The following is a 21,222-nucleotide window of genomic DNA, read 5'->3' as shown; positions in this document are numbered from 1 at the left end:
CATAATCTAAACTTTTCATGTGCACAAATTATCCAACAATACCGCTTCTTTCAATACTTTCAACGAAATATCGTTGTACAACAAGATACAATGCTAGCAATGGTAGAATCGCAAGTAATATCCCTGTATCTATAATCATTGCCACATGGTTCTGATCAGCTTTAAAACCTGAACTAGGCGAATATCCCATTAATACGGGTATAAATTGATTGGCTTGAGACGGTAATGTCGCTACTTTCAAAGACATCAATTCCATGCCATTCATAAACAAAGTCGTATAGAATGTATCGTTGTACTGCCATACAAAGCAGAACAACACAACCGTAATAATTGGTGGAATAGCATTAGGTAGCATAATTCGGAAAAAGGTTTGTATTCCTCCTGCCCCATCAATAAGTGAAGCCTCCTCAATTTCCTTTGGCAAACCTTTGAAAAATTGACGGAATATATAGATGAATAATCCTGCCTTCAAACCAATTGCAGTTGCTGAGGTAATGATTGACGGCCAATAACTATTCAACAGATTAATACCTGGCTTCCCGGTAATCATTTCAACAATACCAAAAATATCAAAGCTTTTGAAATGTAAGTAATAAGGAAGCATAAGAGTCGTCGTCGGAACTAGTATCGTTACAATAACGAGCCCGAATAATATTCCATTGCCGGGAAAATTGAATCTAGCAAACCCATATCCAGCTAATGCACAACTAGCTACTGTACATAGGGTCATTACAATTACAAATAATAATGTTTTACCTAGCATTGGAAAGTAATCAAGAATCCCCATTGCTAACGTAATATTTTCCCAAGTGAAATTTACAGGTACCATGTAGATCGTAGGATTATAAATATCTACTTTATCCTTAAAGGCAACAGCGATTTTCTGCAATATTGGATAGATAATGATGAATGATATACCTGTAACAAGTAAAGTACGAAATGCTACATAAAGTAGATCAAATACTTTTTGTAATATTCGTTGATTACGATAATATCGTTCATCTGTATTTTCTTTGCTCATTACGATCACGCTCCTTTCATCGCTTTAAAGTATGATCAGTTGTAATGTATTCGTTTGGCAAGTACTACGCCGACAATTGCTAAAAATATTGTTACTACCAATGTATAGATCCAAGACATCGCTGCACTCAAACCGTAATTGTGTGTGTCGAATGCGGTAGAGTATATTAGGTTGGTTATTGGGCTACCACTGAAAGAGTCAATAATGGTATAGATAATATTCGTTAATATTAACGGACTCACCATGGGGAATGTAATCTTCCAGAACGATTCATATGAAGTAGCACCTTCCATCTTCGCTACCTCATACATGGAACTTGGTACAGATTGTAACGCAGCTAGAAATATTAAGATTTGAACGCCTGAGCTTGTAATAATGCTATATATTTGCAAAATGGCTGTAACAATATAATCTGCAAATGATGACGGTATACCAATATCAAGTAGCATATAGACGATCGATGTTACGTTATAGCTAGATGTAGCTCCTTGCATTTCTTCAACATAAGTTGCACTACCTATTAAGCCAATTAAGCCACTTTGCTCTGCAGATGCAATCGCATTAGAAGCTAATATTACGGGTAGGAAGAAGATGGCACGAGATAATGTCCGACCACGAAATTTCTGATTCAATAATGTCGCAGAGAACAAACTGAAAAATAAAATCATTGGAACAGATAATATCATTTCCCACACTGAACTTGTAATAATCCGATTAAAAGTAGCATCTACAAATAATGCAGTACGAAAGTTTTCAAAGCCGACCGGAAGTAAGGAATAACCCTCGGATTGAATTTGCATTTTTGAAAAGCTGAATTTAATGGATTGAATTAGAGGAGACATATAGAAAAATATTATCCCGATTAACCATGGACCGATGAAGAAAAAACCTAGCATCGAGCGCTTACGGTGCAGAGACATTTTGTTAAATTTCATGAGCGCTCTCCTCCTACACTGTAATTTCTTGGTGCGATTTGCACACCGTTCACCGTCACTGCTTGATCGTTATAATTGACCATAATGACTTGACCATTATCATATTGCACTTCCACTACTCCTGGCTCATGAACAATACGTTTGCTAATTGTCGCACTACTTACTGTTGCTAACACATCATTAACTTCGCTATACATCGTTACAGCATCCTCCAGCCATATTTCATACTGCGTAGAGAAATACTCATCGTAACTAGTAAATTTCAATTCTGAGGAATCGTCATAGCTCCATATAAAATGTGGATATGCTCCTTGTTCGATAGCAACTAGCGTCTGATATTGTGCATCTTGCTCATCAGATAAGTTAATAGACTTACTTGTATATGGAATGTATCCATGTAATACCATTTGATAGAATGGTACTGCTTCATCCGTAATATTAAAATTGCTAGATGAAGATGGCGCATCGATAATATGATCTGCGTATGCCCAAGCGTATGCATGACCACCAACAATTAATGTTTCTTGCTGCTCAGATATGTGCTGTAGTGATTGCTTTACAACTTCTTTCGCTGTTTCACGATGAACAACTCTTGATACTCGATAATCTGCACCTAGAACATTGCCTAGATCACGTAAAGAGACCCCCGTTACATTATACCGACTATAGCTATCAAGATACTCATCTACGAAATATGATAATTTGGATGGTGATAGTAAGTATTGACTCCCTAGCATTGGACTCATCGAATTAAACGACCGATTAATGGGATGTAATTCCACAACTTCTCTCGTAACAAAGCGTGAAGCATCAGATGATGGTGTGAAGCTCAGATCATCTTTATACATCAACTGAAATGCAACATCAGGGAACAAATTACCACCATTTTGTTGTAATTGTGCAGCTAATTGTTGAAAATCGTCTTTATTACCTAACACGGAATCAATCTTTGTACTAGTTGGTGTTCCGTGTCTAATGCCTTTGTCGAACCAGCCGACGTAACGCATATTCACATTATTAATTCCTTGGCTACTTAATTGCTTTGCAATCGTACCGGCTTGTTGGAAAGTAGTCAGTGAATCGATGGCACGATATGGTACACCAAGAAACGACTCACGTCTATCATATGATCCAATGATATCAAGGTAGAATGGAACATTCACTTCTGATGCTAGCTGCTGTAATACACCTGCCTCAATAAGATGTTCCCGATAACGTTCTGCCATGCCACTGTAATTTGCATTCTCTCCACTTAAGAAGCTATAGCGAACTTCAAGATCACCATTATATCGCTCTTCATTCAAGATTTGAATGTCTTGATATACGGTCCCTGTATATAGTTCTAGCCAATCTTCACCACGCAGGCTGAATGATGCATATACATTATTATAAGAGTTTTTCATTCCGCTAATGGAGCTAGTAATACTACCTATAGCTTCACCATTCGTCATTTCTGCTATCCAACCTGCATCATTGCGTGCCAATCCAAACACAGGCATTCTTGCACTCTCACTAACCATACCGCGCGACCAACGACTATTATTCGGATCATTACCGTAAACACGTTGTACATATTGTTCTTCTCTCACTTTACCGTTGTTCAAGTAGATCAAACTTCCTGAACCATCTGGTACGAACATATACCCTTCATCCTGCATACCTGCAGCACCAAAGAATGGCAATATATCAATACTACGGATTAGATAACCAGGAGACTCTTCAATCGTTGCTACAGGAACTTTGGCAACTAATTGATCCCCATCAAGTCGATATTCAAGAGAAATCGTAAACTTCGGCTTTTCTGCAGTAGGACCTGCTCCTGCACCATTCTCTGCCTCGTCGAATGCCAAATCCTCCTCGGTATAGCCGGACTCTTCAAATGCTTTGATCATTTTATTAAGTACAAGTTGCTTTTGCACTTGCGCATCTAATCGTTCCATTACACCCGACTTATCTTTCCTCTCTATATAACGTGCTTTTACGTAATTAACTGAACCCTCAGGCAAGTTAGCAAGAACTTTTGTTTCAAATCTTTCTTTACTAATATATTTGGGCAGTGCATCTATTCCTTTAGATACATCGCCTAATGTGTAAGTGATACGTACACCATCAGTAATCGACTCTACAATAAATTGCTCGCTTTCAATGCTTTTATCATAATTAGATGAAGTGTATAAATTCCCTACCATATCTCGGAACTGCAAGATAAGTTGTGAAGATAATATTGCTTTTTCATAAGTCGAAGCTAGACTATCATCGGCTCGATCCTGCGGATTACTATACCAAGTTTCGCTAGTGACAAGATTGACCACAGCTATTTCCGTTGACTGTTCGTTGATGAATAGTGCTAACTCACCATTGTCCGAAACAAGCTTCATACCATCTACTTTTGCTGAGCTTTTGGCAGTAATTGAGCTCAGTTCTTGCCCTTCTTCAAGTTGTTCACCCAGTGCAAATGCAGTTAAATCTGACGTAGGTGCTCCTTTATTAACTATCAATAGTGTGCCGATGATCAATCCTGTAAGAAGGAGAGCACCGAGCACCACATATAAAACTTTTCTATTTTTCATGGTTGCCTCCCCTTTTTACGTTCGGAACAGCATTTCACGGTATACGTTATAAATAAATTCATAGATTTGTTGAACCATACTTAATACAAGTGCGCCAAGGAAAACGATAATCCCCATCACAATGATCGTTAGTCCAATTGTGATGATTGTTTTCAATACGGTGTATTGATGTACTGTCATTATTCCAATAAAGAGCAGCCATAGGAACCACAATGATGCAATCGAAATAAGCAAGTAGTAGAATGCCGTCTCCTCTTCTGCCATAAACCGACTTATAAAGGTCATTGGTATATAAACAAGAATAATCGGAGTTAGCGAGTATCCTGTCGCCTTTACAATCTCTAAAAATTTCCCTTCACCACCCATTAGCGTTGTAATGGACCAGTTGGCAACACACCATAGTAAAAATGGTAAGATTACGGTAACGATATCCATAATACTATTGAGTGTACGAGGATCGGAATAGTTAACAAGAAAACCTGCATACTTCTTCTGTAGAATGAAAGCAAGAATTGTTAGACCGATAAGAGTATAAACAACTTTTAACTTACCTTTGTTTTCATACTTCATATCCCAGAAGCTATCGAACGGCTTGAAGATAACTTGTAGTGGGAAGTTGATGAAATCATGCTTCATAACGCTTGATCCCTCCCAACGGAATGACTGTTATTATTTCTACGCAACTTGCGCCATATAAACAAGCCAAATGCTGCAATGGCAATGATAAGAATCGTTGTCATCATTACACTAAAATGTTCTTTCAGTTCTTCACGACGATAACGCTTGAATGCAACAGAATATTGTTCACGCTCCATACCTTGCTTGAAGTAGAAAATTGCCTCCTCATTCTGCTTCGCCATAACTAATGAACGTCCAATTCCGATATATGCTACATCATAATTACTATTCAGTGTAAGTATCTCTTCCCAAAGCGGAACAGCTTCTTGACTATATCCGTTATAATGCAAACGAGATGCCCTATTAACGAGACTTCCAAACTTTGTAGGTTTAAGTATTGTAATATTAGCTTTGGCCCGATCCAATATATATTGCTTCTCTCCATCAAATTCAACCGCGACAGGAGTTTTGAATGTTCCCATCTGATTGCCAAGTGCACCATAGATATAAAGTAAATTGCCTTCTGCGTCATATGTAAATACTTTACCTTGACGTCTATCTAATGCACTATAAAGACCATCACCTAAATATTTAATATCAACAAAAACAGATGGTCCTACTGAGAATCGAAATAAAATATCTCCTCTTACATCGAAATAACCGAATCTTTTCAATACATCTTCTCCAGAAGGATTCAATCGTTTAATCGGTGTTTGTGTGTTCAAATCAATATTAGTCGCATAAACAAACCCCTTATGATCGACATCAAGATTAGAAAATTCAGTAGGTATAAATAACACCATCTGACTGCGTTGTTCCTTCGTAGAAAGTGATCTCCATAAAATTTCGTAATAATCACGCTGAACTTCATTTTTTCCGATATACCCTAAAAATGATCCATCAATATCGAATTGCATAATTCCTTCAAACACACCATTCGCTACGACATACATACGTTTTGCTTCGTCTACGGCTATTTTTTGTGGAACGAATTTGAACCCGGCAGCAATAATATCTGATTGCGGATTTTCAATAACAAGTCTCATATTATACTGGTCATCGAACGCAATAACTTGACCTAATAAGGAATCTGTCACGTACAGTAAATTATCGCTATCTACATATAAACCTGTTGGATTTTGAAAATTCGTCTTCATTCCCGCCAAAGTTGTATACCCTTCAATAATCTGCTCAACTTGCCATTGTTCATTAATAACAACAATTCGCTTATTTCCTGTATCCGCAATATAAATTGTACCGTCACTACCTATTGCCATATCATTAGGCTCTAATAATGTGCCTATCCCTAAATCCATCCCATATATCGTTTTCTCAGGTATATAAGCTGCTGGAGAAGCAACGGCCTCTTTCCAAAAGTTATAGTTATAAGCTTCATAGGGTGTGCTTGCCTTCGCCACATCGATCAAACTACTCGAGAAGAGAAGGGAAGCCATTACGATAGCTGATATCCATTTCTTAATGAACATAATTTCCCTCCTATTCCTTCATACCAGATGATGCCATCGTCTCAATGATTTTACTTTGTGAAAATATGAATAATGTGATCGGTACGCTCATCAGAATTAGCGCTACTGCCGCTGCCGCACCTGCCCTAGCTATTCCACCATATATAATTTGATTCGCTGCAAAATGTAGACTTTTTAGTTGTTCACTATAAATAAATCCATTTCCATCACTACCCCATAAAATTTGGAATTGTAAGATGATTAACGTTAACCACGCAGGCTTTACATTTGGCATAACAATTGTCCAAAAAATACGATATTCGCTTGCTCCATCAATTTTGGCAGCTTCCAGTAGTGCATCTGGCATTTGCTCCATAAATTGCTTCATTAGATATAGGCCAAGCGAATATGCGAATGCGGGAATGATAACAGCCCAGTATGAATCAATAAGTCCTAGCCAGCTCATTACCATATAATTCGGAATTGCTGTAACTGCTGGTGTAAACATTAGAGATAAAACAACAATTTGGAACATGATTTTTTTGCCTGGAAAGCGATGCTTTGCGAGCGGGTATGCTGCCGCCGAAGCAAATATAACATGACCGACAACACCCATTAATGTAATGAATACCGTATTAAAGATGTAACGACTGAACGGTACCCAAGATTCTCCTAATAAATTAAGTAAATCGCTAAAGTTGTTAAAGGTCGGATTACGTACGAACAACGTCGGTGGGAACAAAAATATTTCATCTAATGGCTTAAATGCATTATTAACCGCATACACCAAAGGCAAAATCATAAATGCTCCAAAGAAAGCTAGTATGGTAAATAAACTAAAGCTCCCCCAGAACGAGCGATTTACCCTTTTTGTGCGTAATTTGAAAGAGAAGGGCATGCTCATTCACCTACCTTACGTAATAATTTTTGTACGATGAGGTTTGTACCTAGCATAATAATAAATAGTACGGTAGCAATGGAGGAGGCATAACCCATCTCAAATCGCGTTGTACCATAATCAATTAAATGGGTAACGATTGTTTCTGCTGCATAGTTCACACTCGGGAACCCAGCTAATGCGATCGATACCTCGGCGACGGCCAGTGAGGTCGTTAACTGGATAACCGCACCAAACATTAATTGTGGACGCATCGAAGGCAACGTAATGAACCATAATTCTTGCCAACGATTACGAATCCCATCTACTGCGCCCGCCTCATAAAGCGTACGATCTACCGTTTGTAGACCAGCAATAAATGCTAGGAAACCCGTTCCCAGAGATAACCATAATTGAACGATAATAATAATTGCTAGAATGTATTGTTCCTGCTTCAGCCATTGAATGGGTTCCATCAGTATGCCTAATTTAATAAGAAAACCATTAGCAATACCGTAGCGATCACCTGAGAAGATCATTAGCCAGATGAAAAACACATTACCTGAAATTGAAGGCGCATAGAATACTAGCGTCATAAAAGCTCGTAGCTTAGGAGATAGCTCATTAATAATCCAAGCAAATACAAAACACGCAATATAACTTATCGGACCTGTAATCACTGCAAATAGAATGGTATTTTTGATCGCAACTAAGAAAATATCATCCTCTAAAAACAGTCTGGAATAATTATGCCAGCCAATAAATTTAGGGAATTCTAGCATATTGAAATATGTAAAGCTTAAGATCATCGAGATCATTACAGGTAATATTGTAAATACTGCAAATAAAATCATATACGGCGCTAATAGGATATAGGATTGTTTGCTGCGTTTCATTGCTTCCCATTTCGTGCTCCACCAGTTGGACATGCTGTTCTTCCCTCCTTATTGTGGCAATCCAAACTCTTCTCGTTTGTTGTCAATCTCATCTTGAATATATTCGGTATAATCCATTAAAGCTTCCCTAGCTTCTACTTCACCAATAACCGATTTGTAGAATGCATTGAATAGATGACGACCAGTGAAATAACCACCTGGCACTTCAGGAATACCAACTACGTATTGGAATTGCTCTTTCAATTGCTTGTAATCTTCAACCGGCCAAGGTAAACTATCAAGCGCATTAATGTTAGCCGTTGGATAACGAGCTGCTGCACCCATTAATCCTTCCATCTCACGACCGAATTTCGCTTGCGTATCGTCGCTAGTCCACCATTTCATAAATTGCCATGCGGCATCTTTGTCGTCAGCTTTTTCTAACATCATTACAGATGAGCCACCACTTGGTACCCGGCGGTTAATTGATCCGTCCTCTTGCACTGTACCTGGCATTGGTGCAAATCCCCATAGACCACGAATTTCTGGTGCAAATACAGTGAGCTGATTATAAAGCGTGTAATCTGCAATTCCGATTGGCATTTGACCTGTGCGGAAACGGTTTGCAAAATCATATTCACGTTCTAATTTATAATCAGTATAATATTCTGTCCATGTCTTAAATGTTTCAATAGCTAGACGTGAATCAAGAGCCGATTCCCTGCCATCGTTTCGATAGAATTGACCACCGTTTTGGAATAATAACGCTGCAAAGAGTGAGTTAGGTGGAATATTCTGACCTTGAACTGCCGCTTGTATCACTTGTGGCATCCCAAACTCCATATGATTTTTACTTAATACTGCTAGTAAAGAAGATACCTCATCCCAAGTCGTTGGAACTTCTAATCCCAGCTCCTCCAACACATCTTTACGATAGAACAACATATTAAATGTTTGCTGCTCAGGTAAAGCATATACTCCATCAGAGTATTGATATGGGACAATTGCGCTTGAGCGGAAGCGTGTCGCTACCTCAGCGAAATCTTCAAATTGCGTTAAATCAACCGATGAATTACGCATGGCAAAGTTAACTGGAATATCATTTTCAATTTGCATTGCAACATCTGGACCTTGCCCTGCTAACGTTGCAGGTAATAGCGTATGCATTTGGACAAGCTTCAGATTGACGTTAATCCCTGTCTCCGATGTGAACGTCTCATCAATCATTGCTTTCATCGTATTCGCTTGGTCACGACCGCTACCAATCCATACAGTAATTGTCCGTTGATCTGCAGTATCAGATACGTTGCCGATACTGTTGTAATCAATAAAGAAGGAATTAGCAAACGTCTTTACTTCATGCGTAGCTTTAGCCATCAAACCTAATCCATCTACTTTAATCTTCTCATCTGGTGAAGTTAGTAGAATGGCATCGATCTCAAGTGGATGTTCTCTAGCTTGTTGAACCCATGTACCTAGACCACCCGTATTCGTCTTATATTCCGTTAACTTACGATGAATATTTTCAGGTTTTTTGATCATTTCATCAAGTTGGACAGTCATTGTTTTCAATAATGCCTCTTGATCGCTGGAACCATCAGCTAACAGTTTCAATTGAGCTGCTACAGCTTTTAATCGATCACGTTCGTTCGTTAAATTCTCGATTAAATTAGGGATTTTATCCGTAAGTTGATAATCACGAAATTCATCAGGCTTCGTTCCTGTAATCATAAGAATACTACGATAGGTCGAGTTTAGTTCGTATAAAGAGTCTTCAACCTCTGAGATTAGTTCGGCAAATGGACCTAGTGTAACTTCCATACGAATCGTATGTTTACCCTCAGTGAAATGATATAAATACGGATTGTCATCTATACCGAGTGTTTCGAGACGATAACCACTCTTGTATTTGAAGCCCACTGCATTCATTTCTTGGAATGGAACTTGACCATCAATATAAAGTTTTCTAGTAGAATAAATTCCTCTAACCCAGTTCTGCTGAGTTACAAATGATAGATTGTACAAACCATCAGTAGGAACATCTACTTCCCATTCCACCCATTGTCCTGGCATGCGCCAGTTAAATCCGCCAATTGTATTTATTTTTATTAGTGAAGCGCTATATGGTGATACCGCTGCACTAGTACGTTCACTAACGGGATAGAGTGTAGGAGAAGATTTTACAAGAGCAGATTCACCTTCGAGTCGAATCTGTATTCCTGTTGTCTCTTTTATTCCTGCTTGCTCATATTGTTGCAATAACGATTCATAGGTTGGTACAGCTTGTTGCTGCTTCAAGCGTAATTCTTTCAGTACCATAGGCTCGCGAGAAGCTTGGAACGAAAGGCTATGTGTACCTTTACTAAAGTAAAATTGGAATGGCTCTGTTATGTAGCCATTAGAATCTTGAACGAGCTTCGTTGTCCATCGCGGAGCTTCGACTTGCCTTGGGCGTAACTCATTCCCTTGATTATCTACTTTAATTTCGGATAATTCGTTATTCCACAATCGATCGAATTGGATAAATTGTGCTTCATCAAAAGGAATTACGCCATCAATAGCAATTATTCTTTCGATGGACGAGCTCTTTCCCTCAATAGGATAGTAAAGCACTTCTAATTGATATAGTCCTGCTTGCTCTACCTCAAAATCCCATTGCACAGTACCTGTCTCACCTGTGTAGAGTGCTGAACCTTCTATCCCTTCAACCTGCACTAGTTCAAACTCAGTTCCAGCCACTTGAGCGTACTCTGTTGCATCAATGACGATCATTGAGTCAGGTTGTACTGTAGATTTATGCTGAGAAAGGTATGATGCATAGCTATTATCTCCGCTTAGAGACGTTGCCAAAAAATCATTAGTAGTCGGTATGACTTGATTGTCTTTATTTGAAAACGTATTCACAATAAGGATGGTTGTCGTTATTATGAGCAAGCATGCCCCTAATATAACGATCGCTGTAGCCTTATTTGGCATCCTATGCTGACGGCTCACCCAGTTTCCTCCTCACTTCAGCTATTGCTATGTACAATTATTGGTATAAGAAAAGGGAAGGCATAATACACTTCCCTTTCTTAATTAATTCATTCAATTAATTACCAAGTTTTAGTACTGCAGCTTCTGCTGGACCTTTATGAGTCTCCGCAGCGGCAGAAGCACTAACTTTATTAACAACAACATCATTTACAAATGCCCAAGTAGGGAACTCAGGGAAAGCGTCATCAAGAGTGATTAAGCCAGTGCCAGCAATGTGATTACGTAACATATCAACATCATCTTCGAAGCCATACATACCCTCTAAATAATCTTGACCTGGATAATCTTCAAGCATTGGAATATCAAAAGTTTCTTCGTAGATTTGATATACTAATTTTGCATCTTTAACACCTTTACCAATAAACTTTGTAGCAGCAGCTGAATTGGCATATGTGTATTCTGTTGTTTGGCTCGGACCTTTAGGAATTGGCACAATTCCAAAATCAAAAGTCAATCCGCCTAGATTCCATTCAGCTACTGTAAACATTGCTACATCGCCGTCTTTGAAAGTGTTAGATTCATTCCAATCCATTGGATCACCGGTACTAACTTTTACGACTTTATCTACATTATATAGTTGGTTCAAGAACTCGCCTGTCTCAATAGAACCTGCACTAGACAGCCCTTCAACTAAATTTTCCTCATCAGCGATACGTACACCGTTAGATACGGCGAAATGTTTATACACATCTAGACTCCATCCAGCGAATCCAAATACATCATTTTTACCGTCATTGTTCGTATCTTTTGTTGCTAGCTTAGCAATCTCTAGGAATTTATCCCATGTCCACTCACCATTTGCATACAACTCTTTCGGGTCTGGAAGACCAAGTTGCTCGAATATAGCACGATTATAGTGCATACCCGCACCAAGTGATGTTGGATTGTCGAATCCATAGTAATCACCAGCGATTGGTGAATACTTCGTTAACAAGTTACCTTCGTTATTAATGTTGCTTTCTGAATCGGTAAATTCACTAATAGGTTGAATTAGTCCTTGCTTAATAAGTGGTAATGCTGCTTTATACTCCAGTTGTACGATATCAGCGAATGGTTCGCCGCTAAGTACACTATTCGTAAAGTTTGCAACAATTTCTTCAAATGGAACGTTCACGAATTCGATCTTCACCTTATATTTTTCCTCTACTGCTTTAATCTTTTCTAGTCTGTTAATATCTGATTGTGTTTCACCTAGTGGAGTTAGATCCCACCAAGCAGCAATTTTAATGACACGTCCATCAAGATCGTATGTTTCTTCTGGCTCAGGTGCTGGAGTTGGTGTTGTTTCTTCTACTGGATTAGGTGTTGGAGTTGGTGTAGCATTAGCTGGACTTTTACCACCACCACAAGCTGTAAGTACCATTACTAGACAAAGAAGCAAAAATGAAAACCCTTTCAATTTACGCATTGTCGAACCTCCCATTTTTATTATGTTTAGGTCACACCAACAAAACTGGACAAATGATGTAAAATAAATTGTTGCACTCTCACATAACGCATCTAAATTTGTTATGAGTTGTTATTTTGTTAGTGTTTCTTTACATAACAAATATTAACATAACCCTAACAGTTTGGTCAATATAATAATTTCCACGAATGAAATTAGTATATCGCATAATTATTTACATTTCATATATAATATCGTTGCAAAACGATAGCTACCATGCTATGTTTGAAATAACAAAAATAACAAACGAAGCGAAGTGATCCATTGCATGAGAAATAAGATAACGATACAAGATATAGCGAATGAAGTTGGCATGTCCAAATACGCAGTCTCTCGAGCTTTATCTGGAAAATCCGGTGTTAGCCCTGAAACAAGACAATATATTGTTCAAAGTGCGGAACAATTAGGTTATTTTAAAGATAAGCCTTTAAAGAAAGTTTATTCTCCTATTGTAGAAATCCCATCTGAAACATGGACTGGTACCATACTTGTTCTGTTCCCTAACATTCCATATCAAGATACGGAATCTTTATATTGGGGACCTCTTTTCAATGGTATTTCTACTCGTTTGAATCAAAAAGGGGTTAACATTCTTACATTAACTGAACCTCCTAATGATTCTATTTTTTCCTTATTGAATCCCGATGCCATTAAGGGCATTATTACACTTGGTTCAATCGCTGCTTCGATATTGCTAGATATACAGAGTCTCAATATACCGATCATAATGGTAGATCACCTTGATTCGAATTTGCAATGCGATACCATTTTTTCAGATAACATGATAGCTGTTCAACAAATTATGAAACAACTGATAAGTGATGGATACCGTAAGTATCAATTTATTGGAAAGATTCACGATGCACACAGCTTCAATGAACGCTGGTTAGCTTATCGTACTGCTTTAGAAGATCACAATATCGAGCTGAATCAGAATCCAATACTAATCTCGCCCACTTTAGAGCATATACAAGATGCAATTCTAGAAGCTGTTCAACAGGATGGAATTCCTGAAGTGTTTGTATGCGCAAACGATACTACCGCAATGTTCACTATCGAGGCACTAAATGGCATTGGCATACAAGTGCCTCGTGATTGTATCCTTACAGGCTTTGACTATACCTATCCTGAATTACCTTTATATGCAACCGCTAATGTGAATAAAGAGATTATAGGTAGTCGTGCTGTAGATCAATTGTTCTGGCGTATTATCAACCCGAATCAACCCTATGAACGCAAACTATTAAGTGCGGAACTAATCTTAAATAGACAATACAGCAAACCTTTGCAAAAAATATAATCAACAAAAAGAGGAAGTAGAGACCAGCCCAACGGGGCCATCCCTGCTTCCTCTTTCTATATATTGAACGTCAGCATAATCATCGTGATCACAAGCGAACCCCTAGACCATTACGCGACAGATATTATTGCTCAGCTCAACAGGATCCTCAATCGATAATCCTTCAATCAGTAGAGCTTGGCTATACAACAACTGTGTATATAGAGCGAATTTCTCTTGATCACTACCGTACGCTTGTTGTAGCGCGCGGAACACATCATGATTAATATTGATTTCCAATACTTTATCCGCTTGAACACCATTAGCATCAGGCATTGCTTTCAAGATTTTCTCCATTTCGATGGACAACTCGCCTTCGGAAGAAAGACATACGGGATGACTTTTCAAACGTTTCGAAGCTTTAACCGTTTTGATTTTGCCATCAAGTAAAGATTGCATACCAGCAAATAATTCTTTTGTTTCCTCAGAATCTGCTTGCTCCTGATCTTCGCTGCTATTCACATCGAAGCCCAGATCTCCACTAGAGATCGAACGGAATTCTTTCTCCTTGTAGCTTTGGATTACTTTAAGAGCAAACTCATCAATATCATCCGTTAAATACAATACTTCGTAGCCTTGATCTATTACAACTTCAAGCTGTGGCGATTTTTCGATTCTCGCTACAGATTCACCTGTTGCATAGTAAATATATTTTTGATCTTCTGGCATACGTTCAACATATTCCGCAAGACTAACAAGCTGGTTTTCTTTGGAAGATGTGAACAATAGTAGATCCTGCAAGTCGTCTTTATGCATACCATAATCATTGTATACGCCAAATTTCAATTGACGACCGAATGATGCATAGAATTTCTCATATGACTCACGTTCGTCTTTCAATAAGCTTTGTAGCATAGATTTGATTTTGTTTTTAATGTTCTTCGCAATTAGTTTCAATTGACGATCATGTTGTAATAACTCACGAGAAATATTAAGCGATAAATCCTCTGAATCAACCATACCTTTCACAAATCCGAAATAGTCTGGAAGTAGATCAGCGCATTTCTCCATAATTAGTACGCCATTAGAATATAACTCTAACCCTTTTTCATATTCCTTCGTGTAGAAATCATATGGTGGGCTTTCAGGTAAAAATAGAATGGCATTATATACAACAGCCCCATCTGCGCTAATATGAATATGCTTCAACGGCTTATCGAAGCCATAACGCTTGTCCATATAGAAGAGATTGTAATCATCATCTGTTAGTTCATTTTTGTTGCGACGCCATAGAGGTACCATACTGTTAAGTACTTCTTCTTCCACAACCTCTTCAAATTCACCTTCAGCATCCGCTTTTGGTTGTTGTGAAGCAATATCCATCTTAATCGGATAACGAATAAAATCAGAGTACTTTTTAACAATAGCTTTCAAGCGATATTGTTCCAGATACTCATCATATTGTTCATCTTCCGTGTTTTCTTTAATATGCATAACAATTTCAGTACCAATTGTTGCTTTTTCAGCCGCCTCGATCACATAACCGTCTGCACCATCAGAAACCCAGCGATATGCTTCATCACTGCCTAGTGCACGCGATGTTACAACTAACTGATCAGCAACCATGAATGAAGAATAGAAACCAACACCGAATTGACCGATAATGTTATGTCCATCTTGAGCTTCATTTTCTGATTTGAATGCAAGCGAGCCACTCTTAGCAATTACGCCTAAATTATTATCTAGCTCTTCCTTCGTCATCCCGATACCTGTATCCGTAATCGTTACTGTACGAGCACTTTTATCGATTGAAATTTTGATGAAATAGTCCTCTTTATTGAATACTAATTGATCATCAGTTAACGCCTTATAATAAATTTTATCCATAGCATCACTTGCATTAGAAAGTAATTCTCTAAGGAAAATTTCCTTTTGTGTGTAAATGGAGTTAATCATCATCTCCAATAGTCGTTTGGATTCTGCTTTAAATTGCTGTTTAGCCATCGTGATTCCAATCTCCCTTCAACTACAATCATTAATTTGTATTAGCACTCTGTCTACTTGAGTGCTAATACTAGTTATATACCATATATCAATTTCCAATGTCAATATTTAAGCGATTAATTTACTTTCTCGTATTGTGGGCATGCAGAAGCGTATAACGCTCAATCCGAATATGATGTGCTTGCTCTAAACTTAATTTACAAAGCTCTGGTGAAATACCAAGCTCAGCAATCGTTGTAGGTCCACCCACTTTTTCAAGTAAATCAGTTAATACTTGCGCACTTGGAAGCTCATTCAATAATCGCTTAATTTCTCCCCAATGCTGCGTGACAGCTGGATTAACATCTGACTGTAGACCGAAATCCTGCTCAGCCAATTGATGGTATAGCGAAGCGATGACAATACAGCTTACGCCAACCTTCGCCCCATGCAATAACTGCTTGTAACCTTGCTTAATAAATTCCATCTCCCAATAGTGTGAAAGATGATGTTCTGCTCCAGAAGCTGGATGCGACTTCCCGAATATTAACATTGCAATGCCTGATTCGATAAGCGCACTCATCAGATGTGCAACACCCGCTTCTTCTCCAGCAGCAATACTATCCGCTGCTCGTACACATTTATGAAGTGCGTTAACCGTAATTTCATCTGAAATAGGCAGATACGGCTCATTATTCGTAAGACTGCCGAATTTCCAATCGAATAACGATGTATATTTGCCTAGAATATCACCAAAGCCTGCGGCGATAAGTGACTTAGGTGCTTTAATTAATATAGCTAGATCCGCAAATACAGCATCCGGACCAATCGCTACGATTGTTTTTTTGAATCCTCTAATAATGATTGGTGCACCTTTGGAGTTAAAGCCATCAACAGACGGTGCTGTTGGTACTGATATGAACGGTAATGATACCGTATGCGCTGCATAACGCACGACATCATGAATCGTACCGCTTCCTACAGCAATCACAACTTCTGGACCATGCTGTTGGATCGCTAATATAAGCTCTACGATAGTCTGCTCGTCTGCAATGACATCGCCAACTTTATTTGCAGTAAGTATTGTAGTTGTAGCCTCGATAGTACCATCTTCATTAAAGTTTCGCTCTAATTGCTTTGCTGCTACTTCATAGGTTTTACTATCCGCAACAAGCATAACCCGCTTCATCCCGCGTTGTTTCACATAGGGAACAAGCTTCGACAATGCACCTGTTTCAATCATAATAGTATCCATGCCAATACTTTCACGCATCTTGGCATCTAGCTGCTCCATAATAGAGTTAATGTCTTGTACATAGTTCATCCTGATCTCTCCCAGCACATATGTAATGTATAAAAGGAGACGTCCCCTTACTCGAGTGTCGAGCAGGGAGTTGTCTCCTTCATTATAGCTATTTCTTGTTTATTCGTCTAAACAACTACATTACAAATCCGAATCAATACCATTGAATGGACATGATATTGATTAGATATGTCTCTGTAATGCCATCTCTTTCATGTTCTAATTCATATTGGATAGAATTCACACCAAGAGATAGAGAGTTCCTATAATTATTTTCGTCTATTCTTTCAAAATCCGAACTACTCACTCCTCCATCTTTCACTGCTAGCTGTATCTCATCGAAATAGTTTATTTTTTCAATTCGTAAATAAGGATTCGACAGACCAGTAATATCGAGGTTGTCTATCGTAATAAAATAATTATAATCTGGAGAACCTTCAGTAATTGTATAGCCGATAAGAAGATCATCAGCATAATCTTGACCGTCATCGCTTTGATAAATATTAATTGGCACGTCGTATACAATCGGTACAATGGTAGATACATTCAGCTTGAACACCTGTGGTTCTGCTATTTGATTGTGCTTAACGGTTACTAAGAACTCCAGTTCAGTTTCATGGACCTCCAAGCCCTGTCTGAATTTACCATCCCCGAAACCGTGATCGTCTAACGGTGCACCATCAAAAGTAACCTCTACTATTTCCAATGATGGGTTTGTTGATCCAAACTGAAGATACATCATATCTCCAGCTACTTGAATCGGTTCATCAATAGATAGTTCCTTAAAAAGATCGCCATCTCCGCGAGTGTAGCTCAATTCCGTAGGACTTTCATCATTAACAACAAACTCAACTTCGAACGGCTTCTCTATTTGTGGCCATGTTGGTGGCTCTATAGGCCCTGGAGTTTCTGTCGGCCCTGGAGTCTCTGTAGGTCTCGGAGATCCCGATGAACCGCTATTAGAGTTCCCCTGATCCGGTTGTTGCTCATCTAATCTCTCTTGTTTCTCACGTTCATATTTATCTCTTTCAGCTTGGCTAAGCTTCTCAAGCCATAGTTTTTCTAATGCATCAAGTCGATCCTGCTTCAATTTATCCTCTTTAGCTTTTTGTTGGCTAGCTAAAAAGTCTTTTTTTAATGCATCTTGTTTTGCTTTCTCAGCCTTTAATTTTTCTAGACGCTGTTGCTCACTTAATTTCTTAGCTTCAAATTCCCAGTCAACATCGTCTTGATTTTGATGCAATTCATTATTAGCCAATTGCTGCTCTTTGATTTTTTGTTGTAATTCTAATAGATGATTTCCTTCTATTTTATTCTGCTTAGATGCCTCTTCTGCTAATGCAAGCAATAAATTATATACATTATCAGTATATTGATTTTCTGATAGCGGCAATTGCTGAACTTCCGTTGGAAAAGCTGTCGTTGTAAATGATCCCATTAGCTCTTGGTTTTCATTTATAATTTTTTGTGCGCTTTCCAAGATCATTTGCATCACTTCAGAACTCGTTGATGCTAACATTTGCGCTAATACTTGATTATCGATCGGAATAATTCCTAATCCAGCTTGATTATCTACAGTCAATGCTGACGCTGGATAGACATAAAACTGATCCGTATTATTATCGCTTCCTGTAACATTAACATTTCCCGACAATACCGCAAGCGATGGTAATCCTGTATTAGGATCTACACCTACAAAGAAGTTTGTGCCTCGCACACCCATAATGGCAGTCGGAGTTTCCAATACAAATTCATCATCTTTATTTTTAATCGATTTTACATCGACCCATGCTTTTCCTTGGAGCATACTTACTTTTGTTGTTGTACCACTTTTATTAGACAACTTACTAAAAGTTACCTTTGTACTGCTCTCTAATATGAATGTATCGTCTTCTGATGTTCCATTAGAAAATTTCAATACAACTGAACTTTTCTTACCAGTAGTTACGATATCACCTTGATTCAAGCTCATTCCTTTGAATCCTTTAAGTGTCTTTTTACCACCAGATTTTTGAACCTCAACTGTGCCTTCCATCTTTGATATGATTGCCACTCTTGAAGTGGCCGCTTCAGCTGTTCCAATATGGCTAAATATCGATACCGTCAAAAATATAGCCATAAGCGTTACTATACTCCATCTTTTCAAAGTAATTCCTCCTTCGCACATTATGGGTTGAATATTTTATGTCTTATAACAACGTTACTGTTCGCTTGATCCCATTGCACATCATATCCAAGCTGCTCTGCAAAGAATCTCACTGGTATTAATAATCGACCTTCCGTTAACATAACGGAATTATCCATAAGTAATTCACTGCTCACACCATTTTCCAGCTTTATCACGCGATTACTTGATGAAGAGAATGTATAGGTCAAGTTCTCATCAACGATGACTTCATATTGCTTTGACTCTGCCAAATAGTTGACATTCAAACCGAGCTTCGTAACGATCGCTCTCAATGGCACATACGTGCGATTTTTTTCGATCATTGGAGCAACATCGGTTTCTAGCAGTTCGTTATTTACAATAATATGAATGAGGCCAGCTTGATCTACTGTTTCTGGAATAATATAAGATTGAACGACTCTTATTCTATTGTTAGATGAATCAGTAATCGCGATATCTCCATTGGCTAATTCGATGACATCGGTAGGCTCATTCAATGCTGCCGAAGATAGTATGCCATCAGCGAAGCCATATTCCTCACCAATACCAGCCACCGTAGTTACATTTCCATTATGAATGGCACGAACGACATGATTAAGTGTATCTGCAACAAGCACTACACCTGATTGTGTTACCGTAATACCCGCTGGAGAGGATAGACGCGCAACGGATACTGCTCCGTCAACATAAGCTCCTTCCATGTACAGCTCGTTGCTATCATATATGCCATTGCCCGCTACTGTCGATACCGTATTCGTAGCAAAATTGATATAGCGTATACGTTGATTCCCCTTATCACTAACATATAGATTATCTTGATCATCTATAGCTAGACCAGTAGGCTCATTGAACATAGCTTCAGCCAAAGAACCATCTGCAAAATCGCCACCATACTCTAGTACACCAGGATAATATTCAACTACTCTGTCCGATGCCTTATTCAAAGTTGTAACATTGCCCTTCGTATCTATTTTACGAATAAGATGATTAAGCGTATCTGCAACATAGACGTTACCTTGACTATCAACAGCAACATCCGATGGATAATAGAAGCCTGCTGCTGAACCTTGCCCATCTTGATCACCAGGCTCCCATGAACCAGCAATGGTTGTAACCGTACCTTCCTTAGTTATAAGACGAATACTATGATTATCCGTATCAGCAACATAGATTTGACCTTGTGCATCCATCGCAAGTCCACCAGGTGATTGATACATAGCTACATCAATAGCACCATCTCCATAGCTTCCTACCGGCATCGAGGATTCATCAAAATCTACAATATGACCACTTAAAGTTGTCAACTGATCGTTAGCTAGTAATCTAATTTTATGATTTTTGCTATCACTAATTAGTAAACTACCATCTGGCTGCTGCAGTAATGAAGTAGGATAGAATAGTGACGCATCTGCAGTGGTACCGTCGTTAAAATCAGCCTTTGATTGCCCTACCTTTGTACGTAATTCTAGTAATCCGCGCTTACTATCGAGCGCACCCTCAGCTTGCACAACGAATGGTGTTGCCACAGCCATCAGGCATGCAGATGCGATCACGATATATTTTTTCAAAATCTGATGTTTCATCTCATTCACCAACCTTATATTTTTTCAATTTTATTACTCTTCCTAATGATATTTTTCATGGT

14 protein-coding genes are annotated in these 21,222 nt (G+C 38.5%); 1 reads left to right on the top strand and 13 read right to left on the bottom strand.

All coding sequences use genetic code 11. The annotated features are described in order from the left end of the window. Nucleotides 1-28: 28 nt before the first annotated feature. The 9 genes from AC1TO5_RS08235 to AC1TO5_RS08195 form a co-directional block, all read right to left on the bottom strand. A complete protein-coding gene (locus tag AC1TO5_RS08235; protein ID WP_482062308.1) occupies nucleotides 29-1,021 on the bottom strand; it encodes a carbohydrate ABC transporter permease in 993 nt (330 codons plus the stop codon). Nucleotides 1,022-1,056: 35 nt separating this feature from the next. Beyond that, nucleotides 1,057-1,956 carry a carbohydrate ABC transporter permease gene (locus AC1TO5_RS08230; protein WP_482062307.1) on the bottom strand — a complete coding sequence of 300 codons (900 nt, stop codon included), beginning with the start codon at nucleotides 1,954-1,956 and terminating at the stop codon, nucleotides 1,057-1,059. Continuing rightward, the gene (locus tag AC1TO5_RS08225; RefSeq protein WP_482062306.1) at nucleotides 1,953-4,526 is read right to left on the bottom strand and encodes a DUF5696 domain-containing protein; all 2,574 of its coding nucleotides are present in this window, start codon (nucleotides 4,524-4,526) and stop codon (nucleotides 1,953-1,955) included. The genes AC1TO5_RS08230 and AC1TO5_RS08225 overlap by 4 nt, the downstream gene beginning before the upstream one ends. A gap of 15 nt (nucleotides 4,527-4,541) precedes the next feature. Next, nucleotides 4,542-5,162, bottom strand: a complete 621-nt coding sequence (locus AC1TO5_RS08220) for a Yip1 family protein (protein ID WP_482062305.1) — start codon at nucleotides 5,160-5,162, stop codon at nucleotides 4,542-4,544. Then, nucleotides 5,159-6,631: a gluconolactonase gene (locus AC1TO5_RS08215; protein ID WP_482062304.1), complete on the bottom strand. Its 1,473-nt coding sequence runs from the start codon at nucleotides 6,629-6,631 to the stop codon at nucleotides 5,159-5,161. The genes AC1TO5_RS08220 and AC1TO5_RS08215 overlap by 4 nt, the downstream gene beginning before the upstream one ends. A 10-nt stretch (nucleotides 6,632-6,641) precedes the next feature. After that, complete coding sequence (locus tag AC1TO5_RS08210; RefSeq protein ID WP_482062303.1) at nucleotides 6,642-7,514, bottom strand: carbohydrate ABC transporter permease; 873 nt, start codon at nucleotides 7,512-7,514, stop codon at nucleotides 6,642-6,644. Further along, nucleotides 7,511-8,416 carry a carbohydrate ABC transporter permease gene (locus tag AC1TO5_RS08205; RefSeq protein ID WP_482062302.1) on the bottom strand — a complete coding sequence of 302 codons (906 nt, stop codon included), beginning with the start codon at nucleotides 8,414-8,416 and terminating at the stop codon, nucleotides 7,511-7,513. The genes AC1TO5_RS08210 and AC1TO5_RS08205 overlap by 4 nt, the downstream gene beginning before the upstream one ends. Before the next feature lie 15 nt (nucleotides 8,417-8,431). After that, nucleotides 8,432-11,338: an extracellular solute-binding protein gene (locus tag AC1TO5_RS08200; RefSeq protein ID WP_482062498.1), complete on the bottom strand. Its 2,907-nt coding sequence runs from the start codon at nucleotides 11,336-11,338 to the stop codon at nucleotides 8,432-8,434. A gap of 115 nt (nucleotides 11,339-11,453) precedes the next feature. Then, nucleotides 11,454-12,806, bottom strand: a complete 1,353-nt coding sequence (locus AC1TO5_RS08195) for an ABC transporter substrate-binding protein (RefSeq protein WP_482062301.1) — start codon at nucleotides 12,804-12,806, stop codon at nucleotides 11,454-11,456. 307 nt (nucleotides 12,807-13,113) lie between these two features. On the opposite strand from AC1TO5_RS08195, the gene AC1TO5_RS08190 reads away from it, so the two are divergent. Then, nucleotides 13,114-14,145, top strand: coding sequence for a LacI family DNA-binding transcriptional regulator (locus AC1TO5_RS08190; RefSeq protein WP_482062300.1), 1,032 nt, complete (start codon nucleotides 13,114-13,116; stop codon nucleotides 14,143-14,145). 102 nt (nucleotides 14,146-14,247) lie between these two features. Here AC1TO5_RS08190 and htpG read toward each other — a convergent pair whose 3' ends face one another. The 4 genes from htpG to AC1TO5_RS08170 all read right to left on the bottom strand — a co-directional run bounded on the left by htpG (nucleotide 14,248) and on the right by AC1TO5_RS08170 (nucleotide 21,160). Continuing rightward, entirely contained in the window at nucleotides 14,248-16,128 is a 1,881-nt protein-coding gene (gene htpG, locus AC1TO5_RS08185; protein WP_482062299.1) for a molecular chaperone HtpG, read from the bottom strand. A gap of 121 nt (nucleotides 16,129-16,249) precedes the next feature. Beyond that, nucleotides 16,250-17,431, bottom strand: a complete 1,182-nt coding sequence (locus AC1TO5_RS08180; RefSeq protein ID WP_482062298.1) for a sn-glycerol-1-phosphate dehydrogenase — start codon at nucleotides 17,429-17,431, stop codon at nucleotides 16,250-16,252. 133 nt (nucleotides 17,432-17,564) lie between these two features. Then, nucleotides 17,565-19,556, bottom strand: a complete 1,992-nt coding sequence (locus AC1TO5_RS08175; protein WP_482062297.1) for a FecR family protein — start codon at nucleotides 19,554-19,556, stop codon at nucleotides 17,565-17,567. 20 nt (nucleotides 19,557-19,576) lie between these two features. Then, nucleotides 19,577-21,160: a stalk domain-containing protein gene (locus tag AC1TO5_RS08170; protein WP_482062296.1), complete on the bottom strand. Its 1,584-nt coding sequence runs from the start codon at nucleotides 21,158-21,160 to the stop codon at nucleotides 19,577-19,579. Nucleotides 21,161-21,222: the final 62 nt, after the last annotated feature.

The sequence above is a fragment of the Paenibacillus sp. Y930 genome, from assembly GCF_056786375.1.
This window is presented reverse-complemented; position numbering and strand designations above follow the sequence as displayed.